16 protein-coding genes are annotated in these 14,844 nt (G+C 32.3%); 4 read left to right on the forward strand and 12 right to left on the reverse strand.

What is annotated here, in order from left to right; genetic code table 11:
• Positions 1-66: 66 nt before the first annotated feature.
• A complete protein-coding gene (locus tag ACQKM9_RS21125; protein ID WP_427736391.1) occupies positions 67-315 on the reverse strand; it encodes a hypothetical protein in 249 nt (82 codons plus the stop codon).
• A 124-nt stretch (positions 316-439) separates the two neighbouring features.
• The gene (locus ACQKM9_RS21130; RefSeq protein ID WP_427736393.1) at positions 440-682 is read right to left on the reverse strand and encodes a DUF5839 family protein; all 243 of its coding nucleotides are present in this window, start codon (positions 680-682) and stop codon (positions 440-442) included.
• Between the two features lie 225 nt (positions 683-907).
• Here ACQKM9_RS21130 and ACQKM9_RS21135 point away from each other — a divergent pair, with 225 nt between their 5' ends.
• Together ACQKM9_RS21135 and ACQKM9_RS21140 are read left to right on the forward strand one after the other, a co-directional pair.
• Complete coding sequence (locus ACQKM9_RS21135) at positions 908-1,429, forward strand: MerR family transcriptional regulator (protein ID WP_427736394.1); 522 nt, start codon at positions 908-910, stop codon at positions 1,427-1,429.
• Between the two features lie 182 nt (positions 1,430-1,611).
• Positions 1,612-2,262 carry a helix-turn-helix domain-containing protein gene (locus ACQKM9_RS21140; RefSeq protein WP_427736395.1) on the forward strand — a complete coding sequence of 217 codons (651 nt, stop codon included), beginning with the start codon at positions 1,612-1,614 and terminating at the stop codon, positions 2,260-2,262.
• Positions 2,263-2,702: 440 nt separating this feature from the next.
• Here ACQKM9_RS21140 and ACQKM9_RS21145 read toward each other — a convergent pair whose 3' ends face one another.
• The 10 genes from ACQKM9_RS21145 to ACQKM9_RS21190 all read right to left on the reverse strand — a co-directional run bounded on the left by ACQKM9_RS21145 (position 2,703) and on the right by ACQKM9_RS21190 (position 12,294).
• Positions 2,703-3,257 carry a site-specific integrase gene (locus ACQKM9_RS21145; RefSeq protein WP_427736397.1) on the reverse strand — a complete coding sequence of 185 codons (555 nt, stop codon included), beginning with the start codon at positions 3,255-3,257 and terminating at the stop codon, positions 2,703-2,705.
• A gap of 348 nt (positions 3,258-3,605) precedes the next feature.
• On the reverse strand, positions 3,606-4,370 hold the full coding sequence (locus tag ACQKM9_RS21150) for a CsxC family protein (protein ID WP_427736399.1): 765 nt from the start codon (positions 4,368-4,370) through the stop codon (positions 3,606-3,608).
• Positions 4,371-4,556: 186 nt separating this feature from the next.
• Entirely contained in the window at positions 4,557-5,690 is a 1,134-nt protein-coding gene (locus ACQKM9_RS21155) for a BC_2427 family protein (RefSeq protein WP_427736400.1), read from the reverse strand.
• A gap of 183 nt (positions 5,691-5,873) precedes the next feature.
• Positions 5,874-6,155, reverse strand: a complete 282-nt coding sequence (locus tag ACQKM9_RS21160) for a DUF5839 family protein (protein ID WP_427736402.1) — start codon at positions 6,153-6,155, stop codon at positions 5,874-5,876.
• Between the two features lie 64 nt (positions 6,156-6,219).
• Positions 6,220-6,789, reverse strand: coding sequence for a MerR family transcriptional regulator (locus ACQKM9_RS21165; protein ID WP_427736404.1), 570 nt, complete (start codon positions 6,787-6,789; stop codon positions 6,220-6,222).
• A 98-nt stretch (positions 6,790-6,887) separates the two neighbouring features.
• On the reverse strand, positions 6,888-7,868 hold the full coding sequence (locus ACQKM9_RS21170; protein WP_427736406.1) for a hypothetical protein: 981 nt from the start codon (positions 7,866-7,868) through the stop codon (positions 6,888-6,890).
• Positions 7,869-8,400: 532 nt separating this feature from the next.
• The gene (locus ACQKM9_RS21175; protein ID WP_427736407.1) at positions 8,401-8,694 is read right to left on the reverse strand and encodes a hypothetical protein; all 294 of its coding nucleotides are present in this window, start codon (positions 8,692-8,694) and stop codon (positions 8,401-8,403) included.
• Positions 8,684-9,445 carry a ParA family protein gene (locus ACQKM9_RS21180; RefSeq protein WP_427736408.1) on the reverse strand — a complete coding sequence of 254 codons (762 nt, stop codon included), beginning with the start codon at positions 9,443-9,445 and terminating at the stop codon, positions 8,684-8,686. Before ACQKM9_RS21180 ends, ACQKM9_RS21175 begins: the two co-directional genes overlap by 11 nt.
• Positions 9,446-10,381: 936 nt before the next feature.
• Positions 10,382-10,948 (reverse strand): hypothetical protein, encoded by a 567-nt coding sequence (locus ACQKM9_RS21185; protein WP_427736410.1) that lies wholly within the window; start codon positions 10,946-10,948, stop codon positions 10,382-10,384.
• A gap of 260 nt (positions 10,949-11,208) precedes the next feature.
• Positions 11,209-12,294, reverse strand: coding sequence for a tyrosine-type recombinase/integrase (locus ACQKM9_RS21190; RefSeq protein WP_427736411.1), 1,086 nt, complete (start codon positions 12,292-12,294; stop codon positions 11,209-11,211).
• A gap of 1,153 nt (positions 12,295-13,447) precedes the next feature.
• Between ACQKM9_RS21190 and ACQKM9_RS21195 the strand changes: the two genes are divergently transcribed.
• Complete coding sequence (locus ACQKM9_RS21195; RefSeq protein WP_427736413.1) at positions 13,448-14,575, forward strand: CamS family sex pheromone protein; 1,128 nt, start codon at positions 13,448-13,450, stop codon at positions 14,573-14,575.
• 42 nt (positions 14,576-14,617) lie between these two features.
• Positions 14,618-14,844 (forward strand): hypothetical protein (locus ACQKM9_RS21200; RefSeq protein ID WP_427736414.1); only part of this gene is annotated, 227 nt, incomplete at its 3' end.

The raw sequence follows: 14,844 nt of genomic DNA on the forward strand, positions 1-14,844 counted from the left end.
TCCAAATCAAAAAAAACAAACACCATAACTAACAAAGACAAAATAATTTTTAATACCAATCCTACCTTATTCAAAGCCGTTATTCTCTTTTATAAAAAAACCATATATGAAAATTAATAATCCTCCAATAAAAAGCCCAGGTATATATACATTATTAAATACCCCAACCACTTCAACTTCAGGAACCGCCCCAGTCATTCCACCTGAAAAAAAACCTGCTTTAACTATACTAGATGAAAGTATTGAGCATACTCTTTCAAATGTATAAATCAATCCAGATGAAATTATAAACATAGCACCTATTATTTTCATCATATCTTTCCCCTCCTCTATATCGATATAAAAAATAAAATATTACAAAGAAAAATCCTCCATCGTCGCATCTACTTCATCTTCAGTCACCCCTATGTATTGCATCGTAATCGATGGTGCGGAATGGTTAAATAGCTGCTGTAACACTGCCACATCCAGGTGCTACCTGTCCCCTTGCATATACTTGGACAATGTCTCCCGGTTGAATATTTAAAGATCTCAATGTTTTAGGAATGTACCATGTATACATTTTAGGACATAGATTTAATCCATCTTCATCTATTTTCCGAATATGAAAACTCGAAAGTATATTGTTATTGTTCAAATCAAATTCATTTTCCATCATTTTATTCACTTCATTTATATTCATTTGATATCAGAAAGTGAATTCCTTTTAAAAAAAGGGTGTTGTATTTTAAATAAAGTATTATTTATAAATTGCACGCAAACCTCTTTAAATGAGATTGATGGCAGATAAAGTCCAATCAATCCCTCGTATAGAAAGTGAATAGTATTTGCTACTCTTTTTTATACTTTCAAGATAAAGGAATCATTTTCTTCGTAGCGAATTGATATAGACGGGGTGATAAACGCTATGAAAATTGAAAATGAATTTGGATACTTTTCAAAAGATGTCGCTATCGAATTAGAAATCACCACATCAACATTGAGAAGATGGTCTATTGAATTAGAAAAAGAAGGCTATTCTTTTATTCGAAATGATAAAGATCAGCGTATTTATTTTGAACGCGATTTTAGGGCGTTCAGGGAATTAAAAAAACTTTTATCTAATTCTGTTCCTGTTTCAGACGCTATCAAAGTAATTGTTTCAACGGATTTTGAAAAGAAGAATATGGATCAAACGCCGACCGTTCATAGTGATATTATCCGTTTAACAAAGCGTGAATTAAGAGATATTGTGAAGGCTGCATTAGAAGAAGAAAGGGAAATTATTTTGGCAGCTTTGCAAGAAAATATGGATGATAAAATTGAAATAAGAGACAGGCTATTAATGCAACAAATGAATATAAAATTTCAGGAAAAACAAAAGATTATGGTATTACAGCAAGAACAAAAGAAGAAAAATTGGTTACAAAAATGTTTTAGTTTTTTTTAGAATTCGTTTTTTGAAAAGGAAATCTGGAATTAATTGAGGTTCTTAAAAATGATTTTTAGTTATATTTTGTTGAAATCACTGATGTCAGAGATACTGTCATCAGTGATTTCAATTAATGTCAGTATTTAAATCTTACATTTCCACCGAAACCTTGTAAGACTAAAGAAAAAGGAGAATATATCATGAGTAGAATTGCTGAGAATATAAAATCAAGACGAGTAGATAAAAATTTAACGCAACAAGAATTAGCAGATTCATTAAACGTATCAAGATCAACTGTTTCAAATTGGGAAACTAATAGAAATTACCCTGATTTGGATACGTTAATTAAAATCAGTGATTTGCTTGATATTCCTCTTGATACTTTACTTAAGGAGGAAAAAAAGATGGTAAAAGAAATTACGAAAGAGGTAAAAAAGAGCGCCAAAAGAAAATGGGTATTACGTATAATAGTCCCATTATTTGTTCTTAGTTTAGTAATATCAACTTATTCTATTATACAAAATGTGTATTCCGTTAATAAAATATTTTTCCCTATGGAAATAGGATATGCTAAAGAAGTTAGTAAGCCCGAAGAATGGAATTCTATCTTTTTTGAAGAAAAGGATTATTTAATCTTTAAAAATATTTTTTGGAATAAAGAAATAACAAACAGTATTAATAATGAAGGGGATATTATAATGCGTGTGAAAGATTCGAAAGGTAATGTTGTAAAAGAAGATTTAAAAATTTTGCAAGGTAACAGTATTATTTTGAAAGACTTAAAGAAAAAAGAAAAATATTATTTTGAAATAAAAGGTTCTCCAGGAGAATACGTAGTTACATTTTCCTGAACTTAGTTTTTTTTTAGAATTCGTTTTTTGAAAAGTGGAAAGAGCATAAGAAGAAAATGCCCCAATTACATTGTGGGGTTAGGCAGAGCCTAACTTTCCGGTGGGTACGTGATTTTTAAAAAGAAAGAAAGCTTAAATATTATGAAATTACTTAAAACACCCTATTCATACCTTTGTTTATCTTTAATTGCTCTATTTGGAATCATATTAAACTATCAAACAACTTGGGCATTAGTTTTATTAACTATTAGTTTCTTAGGTTCATTATTTTTAATGTTTTTAGATAGAAATAAATTTTAAAAAAATGAAAATTAATTTTATAAATTTCACTAAAAAATAAAAAAGTGAGCAAATATATATTATTTGCTCACTTTTTTCTATCTCTCAAAAACATTAATTAATGTTTTTTCTCCTACATCAGTAACATATGTAAAAAATTATTACAAAGAAAAATCCTCCATGGTGGCATCCACTTCATCTTCTGTGACCCCTATGTACTGCATCGTGATCGAGGGCGCAGAATGATTAAACAACTGCTGTAATACTGCGACATCCTTATGTTGCTTGTAATGATGATATCCAAACGTTTTGCGCATGGTATGCGTGCCAATATCTTCTCTTCCTAGCGCTTCCGCAGCCTTTTGCAGGACCCTGTACGCTTGTGTGGTGGAAATATGGCCGTTTCCTTTCTGACTGGGAAACAACCACGCAGATGGGCTCATATCGCGTGTATACGACTCGATCAACTCTCTTGTGGCCCGTGGAATCAAAAAGCGTTTTGTTTTCTTCGTCTTTTGCTCTGTGATTACCAAATGTGTTTTCCCTCGGACATCGTCCACTTTCAATGGCACCAGATCACTCACTCGTAACCCAACGTTAATCCCTATGTTAAACAGAAATAGATCCCTCGCACTCGCATACTTGGACAGCGCCCACCGAAAATCTTCAATTTCTGCCTTTGTACGCAATGGCTGCACGTTCTTTTCTTTGGCCATCTGAACCCCTCATTTCATCCGATATCGTACATTTTATGTATGTTAGTGTATCACAAAACGAAGAACCCAGTAAAACCGCACAAAAAAACGTATGAAAATATACATTTTCATACGTTTTTCACATTTATTTCGAAGTAAATGTTGAACCAAAATACAAACAAAGGTTTTAGGATGAACCGCTACTTCGATGTTCCCATTTTTTACGTAATTCATTTCATTTCATTACATAAAAAATTCCCTCAACCTTTTATGATTGAGGGATAATCATATAGTTTATTTTTTATTATATTGTGTACAATTCAACACTACTTTTGGAGTAGATTATACTTAATTGAACCTTTCAAACGTTTAGCCAAGACCGTTGTCCATGTTCGGTATAATTCTCGTTGCATGTACCTTAAATTGTTGAACTTGTAACACTTTCAGGAAAATATCCATAACGATTTTTTCACGTAATGGGCTAAACTCACCTTCTGGTTCTACAGTAACTGGAGAGAAATCAATTTCATAGAAATTAGCACCTAATAATTCCCCATATGGTTGTTCATTGTATTTTACAGAATTTTGGAAGAAATATTTGTCCAATCGAGGCACTTCACCATTAGTGTCGTTTAAGAAATATGCTTTTTCACTATCTGAAATACCAATAATAGGTCTAGTTAGGAAGTCTCCACTATCAAGCTCAGCGAATCCAGAAAACGGTACTTCAACAATTCGATCATGTAATACACCTTGACAATCATGAGAAGAATACTCAATATTTTTCCGAATAAACCCTGATACAAATAATTTTGCTTTCTTTACTTCAAAGAAGTCTGTATCATCAATTTGATCAAACCTTACAGGAATGAGTTTCACTTGCTTTAAAAAAGCATTCTTTGTTACACGTTTAATCTCTGTTGCTTTTGGGTCAAGTGGAATATTTGCCTCTACGACAATTTGAAGTGATCTTTCTGCAAGTACAACCGGGACTTTAAACGTTGGGTGTTGGTTAGGAGTCTCACAAAGTGGTATTGAATGATCAGCCACCGGAATTTGTTGTGTTGACGGTACTGGGCATAGAACTTCATTTTGCTGCTGCGGCGTTTTATTGCAACTATTGCAATTTTTCATTTGCTCACCTCCTTTATTTTTTGAGCTCTTTCGAACTCTATAAGTAAAATATGTTGATTAAATACTTTCAAATAGGCTAATAGAATAGTCATTTGATTCATTTACAGCATGAGTTTATTTACTAAACATGAATAGAGAAACAATTATAATTAATATCAACTTACAAAGATGAGTTATTTTCATAGTTTATTCATCACATAAGGTAGCTTTAATTTTCTGTATTTGTGAAAGATGAACGGTTAATTTAAGTGCCATTCTTTGGTGAAGTCGAATATTCTTTTGCTTTTGTTGTGATGCATTTTGATTTGTATTAGCTGAATACCTAAGTTTTTGGAGAATTTCCCCTTTTAACGCTATTTTTCCTTTAGATACCGTACATGTCCCATCACCTAATGATTTGCAATATTGAACAGGTGTAAATTTAAAACTTCTTAATTCAACATTTCTAGAAATTTCTTTAAAACCAAGAACTTCCTGTTCAAAGAAAACTTGATTGCTCATATTTATTTCAATTTCATACTCTCCTACTACTACAGAGACTCTTACTTCTATATGATTGTGTTTACATTCTGGCTTACCCTTCTTTTTTGGTGAAGATATATGGATTGGATTTGCAATCGTTTCATATATCCGATTCTCTGCATGTTGCATTTCATTTTCAGTAGTAAAACTAATAATTTCATTAATTGTTGAATGGACTAACCTATATTGTATTGGATCAGGCCAAGATAATTCTGTATGAATAAACTGTGAATGGTTCTCTGATTGTTGTGCCTGATCAACACCTTCGAGCAATAGTGCAGATTGTTGAACGATATTACCCGAAATGGGTAGACGAAGAAAATCATCAATTTCAAAAAATATAGTAAATGGAATTATATTTTCTTTTGAATAGATATTCTCCAAATTAGAAGGTGGAGTTACATTACGTTCTTCTTTATCTTCTATCAATTCCTTAAAAGAATGGATAACTTGTATTTCATCTTCTGAATCAGCCTGCAGTGTCTCTAACTTTCTTTGTTGAATATTTGTATTTTTTTTAAAATGACGGTATTTAATTTTTGGCAATACGCGTTTTGAAGGGATATTTATATTATTTAATGATTTCTTATTTTGCTTACAATCATCTATCTGTTTGCATGAAAAATCTTTCTCCGAATCATCAAATTCAATCGATTCTGTAAGGGATTTGGTATGTATTGAGTCATTATCATTATTTTGAAGTTGATATAATTCCTGGTCAGTTTGATTCTTATAATTATTCTGTTGCTGGGATTGAATCCGCTTTAATTCACCGTAGAAAATCAATGGAGTATCCATTTCATCCACTCCCATAAAAATAGATTTGCTTTTATCTATTTATTTATGCTTATTGACTTTTTTGGTTCCTGGTGACGAAAATCGCCTTCAATTTTGCAATTGATTATGGTAAATGGAACAAAAAAAAGCCTAATTCCCCAATTTAAGTGCTGAGAAATTAAGCTTTTTAATATTTGGAATTCCCTAACATTGTTCAACTTTCTTTGGTGCTCTTTCTAAAATCTTAACTACACGTTTATAATGTTTTCCAGTCTCTTCTAATTCTTCTCGAAAAACATTCATAACTAATACTCGTGATACATGGTTTCTAGAATGAACTAAAACAATATCCCCCTGTTGAATACTCTCATTACGCAACATTTTAGGGATATGCCAATTATATAATTGGGTAGTATTTAATTGCATAATTGTCTCTTCCTTAGAACTTTTAATATGAAATCCTGTTATTGTATTATTTTCAATCATAGCCATCCCCCTAGTATAATTCACCCTTTGCCAATTCAATGTAATAGTCGATTTTACATACCGATTATTTTCTAAACAATCTTGCTAGCAAAGAAGGTTTCTTTTGTTGGCCTTTTTCTTCTTCTAACGATTCTATTTTTACATTGAGCTTCTTAATTTCATTCATAAGTTCGTTCATCTGTTCATTACCTTCGTTATCCGATTCAATCGCCTTTAAAGTAGCATCTTGCTTGCTTTCTAACCCTACTAATCGCTCATTTAGCGCCTTATTTTCAGCACGCATCGCTACCATCTCATCGCTCATAAGATCTAATATGCGATAAAGCTCATTATCAAAGGGTTCAACGGTCATCGCGCTTTGTTCATCGCGCTTGCGCTCGGCGATTGATTGAACAACGCTTGAAGGCGAAAAGTCAGCGCTTGAAACCTTTATTGCAGCTTCTTTGAGCGATAATTCACCGCGATTTTTAAGCGCTAGCATAGCGCTGATTACATCAATGTCGTGTTCGTTATATTGACGCTGTTTATTTGCATTTTTATGTATCTTATAACCGTTTAGCTCCAATAATTGCGAATAAGCTCTTAAAGAAGGTGCTGATACGTTCAATATACTTGCTACATCACTAGCATTCATAGTCCGCTCACTCCTTTTTCAACGGGGTGTAACCTTACATCTTTATTGTCGAACACTCTCATAGCCAATTTCAAGCATACAAAATAAGCTAGTCACTATTAATCTTCTAGCCAATTATAAAATACACCTTTTTTAGTCGCTCTAACGTGCCGATCTACTTGTTCCGCTGGTCGAATCGAAGGATACTCTAATCTATTCAATAATGCAGCTGTAAAAACAGCTACTACATTATCAAAATGGTTATATTCTATATCCATTGAAATATGATGAATTACTTCTTTTGCTGCAATGAATCGTTTTACATCTGCATCTGAACCTACTCTTAAAGTCAGTTTATAGGCGTTTTCACGAACGATAGAAGGATATGGCATAGATTGTATGAAATCGAAAAACAAACGCTGATACTCGTTGTCTGTGTACGTTAAAAGCAATGTACGTTGTTCGTCAGCCGTTTTTGGTTGTTGAGATTCCACTTCTTCTTTAAGTTTTTCTAACATATCAAAACTATGAATATATTTATTATTAGCTTGTTTTGAATTAATTAAAGATAAATAAAGGTTAGGACTCTTATTTTCTTGTTCAAACGTAGATATATCAATGTCTTTCAATATTTTTTGTTGTGCATTTTGCTGTGCATTTAATTGTGCAATAGATGCTTCAGACAACAAGAAAACTTCCCTCATAATCGATTTGAAATTTTCATGTTTCTTATCTACAATGACGTACTTACCACAATTTGATTTAGCCGATCTCAAACGGCCAACTACAAATTGATCCGTTAATTTAATAGCTTTAATAGCATTTCTAACCGTTCTAACTGATACACCAAGTTTTTCTTCCAACGTGTCAGTCCCTACTTTACATATGCCATTAGCAGACAACCAGAATGCGATCTGTTCTAATACTAAGAATTGTTTTTGTGGAAATAGTTCATCCATAAATATATTTTGTTGCAGCAAATCCTCTTCTAATTGTTTTAATCGGTTTTCTTTTACAGATCGGTTCGGTTTATTTCCACCGTATGTTATGTAAAACTGTGCTCTTTGTTGAGTTGCTGTTAGTGTATTTTTCGTTGTCATTGTAATCTTCTCCCTTTTAAGAAAACAAAAAAGCACAATCAAACACTGTGTAGTGAATGACTATGCTTCTTATCAATGACAATTAATTAAATTGACCTAATAATACTTCCTTGATATATTGACATTCATCATATAAAATAATGACATATCAATATATCTAAAGAAGTTAGCAACGTCAATCACACCCTATATGTGATCTGGCGGTCGATAACGGGATTGCCGTCCTATTATCGATGCTGACTTTTTTGATTTCGTTCGATTAAGTTACATAAATAGTAACATTACTACTTCGAATTGGAAACAATTATTCTCCTTACTCGGCACATTTTCCCTCTATATCCATGTCCCAATTCAACTCCCACTTACAATTAATTTTTTTCAAATTCTTATCTTTGTCAATCACCCATATACCGCATTGCTAGTTCCACCGATTTTTTCCATGCCCTAATTCTTTATGGATCTGATCCACTATCTCCTTTGTTGCATTCGCAAAGTTGATTCTTTAATTCACTATAAATATAAAATTACTTGCTTAACGATTTAACTTATCAAGATATTCTTTCAATGCAACATCTACAATATCTAACATTGTACATTCCTCCAATGCTGCTGCTGCGCGTAAACGTTTGTGAAGATCAGCATCCAATTCAAATGTCGCCTTCTTAATTTTACGTTCAACCGCATTTACAGAAACCTGTATATCTGTATTTGCAATTTCCTGTATTATTTCATTATCTTGTTGTAATAACTTACTTACAACGTCCCTATTACCTTTTGATTTAGGTGCTTCTTTGGGATTTTTATTATATTTATCTTTAATTGACACGACTTAACAACTCCTCTATGAAATTTCTGTGTTGTTCAGTTGCAGCTCTAATTTCTGGATTATTAATAATACCGTATACAGGTAATCTCCCAATAGCTGCACGTCTTGAAATAACTGTATCAAATATCAAATCCTTATATTCTTCACGTACCAATTGCAATAACTCTTTATTATCAATTCGTCTTGCATCAGATAATGTAGCAAGAATCCCAGCTATTTGTAATGTATCATTGCCATTTTCTTTCGCACCCTCAATTGTTTCCATAAATCTAGGAAGAGCATTATAACTAAATTTAGCCGTTTCAAACATCATCACTACATAATCACTAGCCATCAAAGCATTAACTGTTTGAATACTAAGATTAGGTGGTGTATCAATTAAAATATAATCATACTGGTCTTTTACATTTCCAATAGCTTCTTTAAGCAATTGAATTTTACTTTTTGGACCTTTATAATCTGCAATCAATACTAAATAATCGTCAGCTGGTACATAATCAATGTTATCCGTAGCAACTTTAATATATGGATCTACATTACCATTCTCCATTGCCTCTTTGATTGTTTCATGATAAAACACTTCTAGATCATCATAACCACTCACCAATTGAGTTAAATTCCCCTGACTATCCATATCAATCGCCAAGACTTTATATCCCCTCTGACCTAGCAAATATGCAGTAAGACCACAAGTTGTTGTTTTACCAACTCCGCCTTTCTGCAAAGAAAATGTAATAACTTTTGCTAACATTCAAATCACCATCCTTTAATAAAAGTAAACAACAAAAGTAGGGAACTGTAAAACCGTAAATACAGGTACATGTAAAGAAACGAACCTCAGAAAAACCGAAAACCGATAACATAAATAAAAGCACCCAAAGGTTGTTCAGGCGCCTAGCCAAAATATACCCTGGAGGAAACTACTAAAAAAAGAAACAATAATAATAATGAAGGTAGTAGATTAATAATATTAAAAACTATCGCTAAAGAGTTTTTTGCTAGCCCCCCAAACACTACGCCACTAATAGATAGCACTATTATTAATCCAGATAAAAAGAATTCGTCAATATCTGTATATGGAATCATACCAAAAGATATTATGCTGAAGAATACCATTAGCCATGAAAAATTGCTGTACTTTCTCAAATAAACACATCCCCTTATTATTCGTTAATTATAGATACAATTTACAAAATACCTAAATGCAGGAATCCTTTGTAAAAAGGGGCCTTTTTCTTTGAGAATATTATTCAACAAAATGGCCCGATTATTGAATAATGAAAATGCACCCAAAGCCCCGTTTGGTAACCATTTTTTTCTTAACGTTGTAAATCCGCATAAATCTGACGAGACCCCTATAGGGGTTATTGTTTATAAAAAACCTTATTACCGCAAATACATAAAACTGTATATACAGTTTTATGTATTTTTCTTTACAAACCTCAATTTTTCATATATCTCGTAGTCAAATCAATCTTGTACAAATTTTTATATTTAGTAATCAATCACCCATATACCGCATTGCTAGTTCTCACCGATTCTTTCCATGCCCTAATTCTTTATGAATCTGATCCATTATCTTCTTTGTTGCGTTATACAACGACTTATCCAATCCATTTACGTAGTTTAGAGTATTAAAAAAACGCTAAACCAATTTAAATTTAGCGTTAAAAAATAGATTTATTTTTTATTTATCTTTGTAAAAAATTTTTAATTCTTTTAAATCAATTAATAGACTTTCATGAAACTTATTTAATATTTCATTCCATTTTTTTTCACTCACAAAAGGACTATTTAAGTAGCTACTTAGCCATTCATGATATTCTTCAAACCGTGATTTTAATGTTTCAATGGAATTAAATTCATCAATAGAAAGAGTTTTTCCATTTTCTTTTATAGAATTACGAAGCTCTATAACTAATGAATTTATTTCATTATTAAATTTTTCTAAGTCTGTTTTACTAACTTTAGAAGTATCTTTTTTCATGAAAATAGGATTTGAGAATAAATTAAGTGTTTTTTCTATTGTTCCTTTTTTAGATGAGTTAAGATCTTGAGAATTTAATTGATTTTTAAAATATGTAATATCATTTTTATATTCATCTAATACTTTATTATTTGGATTATATTCAATATTTTTATCTATCCCTGCAAAAGAATAAGGATAAATACTTCCAATTGTTATAAATATTATACACAGAGCTATTAATATCGCTATTACTTTATAGAAATGTTTTTTTATAAATTGTTTCATAAAATCTCCTAAAATTTAATAGTTGCAACGGTTTGATTAGTTAAATCAAAATCTGCATTTAATGAGAAAGAAAACCGAACAGTAGATACAAACATAATTTTTGCAGTTCTTTTAATTAACTTGTTATTCATAAGTATAAATCTACCATTTCCATCCATCAGTTTATTTTTACAATATTAATATAACATTCAACGATTGGATATATAAACGATTTTCGAGTTAAAAATGAAAACAGTGTTTTTTTCTATGATCTTTTCACCTCAATTCCCCATATACCGCATTGCTAGTTCCCATCGATTCTTTCCATGTCCTAATTCTTTATGTATCTGATCCATCGCTTCTTTTGTTGCGTTATACAGCGTTTTATCCGTTTCACTTAAAATGCCGTAGTCGGCTTTCCGATTTATGCTGCAGTTATCTATAATCCTTTGCATCATTGTTTTTTGTTCACCTGTCATGAGCTGATCCATACGATTTCTTGCATAGGCATGGCGAAATCCATGTGCACCTCGACCAGCCTGATCAATCCCTGTTTTCTTACAGGCCACATTTATGCCGTCTCGAATGGTTGAGTACGATACATTGACCACTCGTTCTCTTTCGTCTTTCCCTTGAAGTAACTGTTCTAGACGTTTTTCAAAATGACGAGGAATATGGATTTCTCGTTGTCGTCCCCCCTTCGTAATCCCTGCACCATCGCCTTTTTTTATTTCAAACTTCCAACTATCCGTTTGTTCCTCGTGTGTAAAATGTTCTACTCGCGCATTTGTAGCTTCTCGGACTCGTAAACCTAGCTCTTTCATCAAATCAACAGCCTTTGACACTTCTGGCGATACATTTTCGCGTATCAATTGCATTTCTTCACGCGTGTATGCCCGATTTCGCACATCCAGCCCCCTTGTACGCGTCTCTAATCTTTTCGCTGAACAAAAACCTTCAAAATGATTAGAAACGCTCTCAAAGCGTTCTGAACGCTTTAAAAATCCTTTCTCTAAAAGACGAAGGGACGTTTCAACATTAATTTTATGTCCTTCAGAAATCCCTTTCTCACTCAAATGAGCTATGTAACCCCTGTAATGGTTCTCGTTTAGATCAGCAATCGACTTTACTCCATGCTCGGATCTCGCCCATTTCACAAAGTTTTGGCAGTCACTCATGGTATTTTCCTTTTGCTTTTTCGAATGAATACCACTGTTCCCATCCTCTCTTGCTGTTCGTTTTGAAATACCGATTTTATCAATCGCTTCAATGCTTTCTTTGACCTCTCTTACGATCGATGTACGTCCTCTTCTTGCCATTTCAACACCCCATTTTCTCAAAATTTCGTGCTCCGCTGCGCTACGCATCCACCTTATTGCACCAACGAGCAAGCTCGTTCATGCAATAAGGTGTCGGATTCATTCTTCGAACGAAATATGTAATTATCAATGTGCCTGGTAAATCCAATTCAACCTTCCGCACTTTGTTATCGGAGTGTGCCATCAATCATTCTCCGCCCATTTTGCGCTGGGACGCGCAACCGAATTTGCAACGCAAATTCAATGTGCAGCTTTCAGCTGCACGCAATCGCTCAGCGATTGCTAATTCTCCTCATCTCTCATTTTTACTTTTCCTCCATCCTTTTTTGAGACGCAAAAAAAAGCACGTCCTCTTAACCATCCCTTACTTGGTTAGTGACCTACCTGATCTGTCCTCTTATTTTGTTTTTGTATCAGCCAATTGCTAATTAGGGGTGTACTCTCCCTACGATACATTTCTATCCACTCAAGTGTGTTGGTTGTTAAATAGGCATACTTTGCCCTACCCAAAATTACTCTTGTTAGAATCAATTGAGAAGCCCAAAGGCTTAGATTGTTACTTTCTATCGTCCGCCCCCGCATGGGTGCGACCAAAAAAATCAAATGAATTAATATGCCTTTATACTAGCATTAAAATTCCCTCAAGCAATCGACCAACAACGTTCTCTCTTTGAAATTCTACTGCTTTCAGTTTAGTTTTATAGAAACAAAAAAAGCCCATTACTCCCTTGTGGGAATTAATCGACTTTTCAAATGTACAATAGCTAAAAAACTACGCACGTATCCTTTAAATTTTTGGCTATGTCTATTTAAGACATACTAGCCCGTTACATTGTCCTACAGTGGGACGTAACGAATGATTTTACGCCAATCTCCTGACTTCTCCATAAACATTGTTTATGCGGTCGGCATTTGGCTTCTCCTACATACGGAATAATCATCTAGTTCATATCCGCTAATTGCGTATGTAATAGCTAATGGTTTAAGTGTTGCCCTGCTCAATATACTAATTCAAAAAATACTACATGTCAAAGGCAGGTAGTGACCTACTCTCTCAGTATTTTAACCTTATATTTACAGCTGTGTTGTACAAGTAAACATATAAAGCAATAAGAATACTCTTAGTTAAGAAGTTGAATTTGTTTCTATTAAAGATTTACAATAATGACACACATAGGTATTTACTAAGGAGTTTTAATACATGTTTATAAAAAAAGGTATATTGATTTTTATACCATCATTAGTTTTTTTAGTTTCTTGCAATAATAATGATCAAATTATTAAAAATGAAGAAAATATTTCTGTATCATCTACTCAAGAAGATTTATATCAAATTAAACAACCAGTTAAATTTAATGTTTCAAGAGGATTAATATTAAATAATATCGATAATTCATTGGATATAAATAATATCGAAATGGAATTAATGCAACTATCAACAAAATACTTTCCTGTTGATAAATACACTTTTCAAGAAGGTCAATATTTGGATAAAACCATTATAAATCAATGGTTAGAAAGAAAAGGGAACGATGCACCAAGTGGGTTAAATCCACCTAAGAATGAAACTGGGGATGTTTTAAAAGATGAACAAGATAATCCTAAAATATTATCTCATGTATTAGAACAAAATTTTCTAAATAAGAATGGGAAAATAAAAGGAATATCTTTAGCAATTTCATTAAATGAATTTTATAATATCCAAGTTGCTGATAAAAAAGGGTTAATCCATACAGATGAAGTTAAAGTAGATGTTAATAATGATGATGTAAATGATGTAGAAAAATACGGTAAAGAGATAACGAATAAGATTATAAAAGATATCAGAAATAACAAAGATATACCAGATGTCCCTATTTTTTTAACGTTATATCAAGAGACGCATGAAAATAATATAATTCCAGGCATGTTCTTAGCTGAAACATTTATTCCAAAAGGTCAAAATCAGATTAGTAAATGGACTAATATAGATAAAAGATATTATGCTTTTCCATCTAATTCATTAAGCGAGTTAGATAGAATTTCTTCCAATAATCTTACGAATTTCAAAGAAGATATACAAAAATATTTTAAGAATTTAAATCCTAAAGTTTTTGGTAGACTTCTATATAAAACTGATCAATTAACTAATTTAAAGATAGATGTTAGTACACCAACAATCACTGATGTTGAATTAATCGCACTTTTACAATTTATTAGCACTCGAATAAATTCTTTATCATCCGATTACACACCTATTACTGTTAGCATTATAGATGAAAAACAAACTGTTGGGATTGTTACTTGGGATCCAACCAAAAAGGAAATTTATACACATGCAATTCAATAAAACAAAAAAACCCCTTACGTTTATACACGTAAGGGGTTTTTTATGGATAATTTAAAGCTTATTCTATTCAACTATACTAAGTCTGATTTAGCATTATTATTTTTTCTATCATACATCCCATCAATAAATAAAATAATTATGAAAATGGCAGCAATCAAAACCCGTAACCTATGGTCCAAATCAAAAAAAACAAACACCATAACTAACAAAGACAAAATAATTTTTAATACCAATCCTACCTTATTCAAAGCCGTTATTCTCTTTTATAA

It is taken from the genome of Viridibacillus sp. NPDC093762, assembly GCF_050279675.1.
Lineage (GTDB): Bacteria > Bacillota > Bacilli > Bacillales_A > Planococcaceae > Viridibacillus.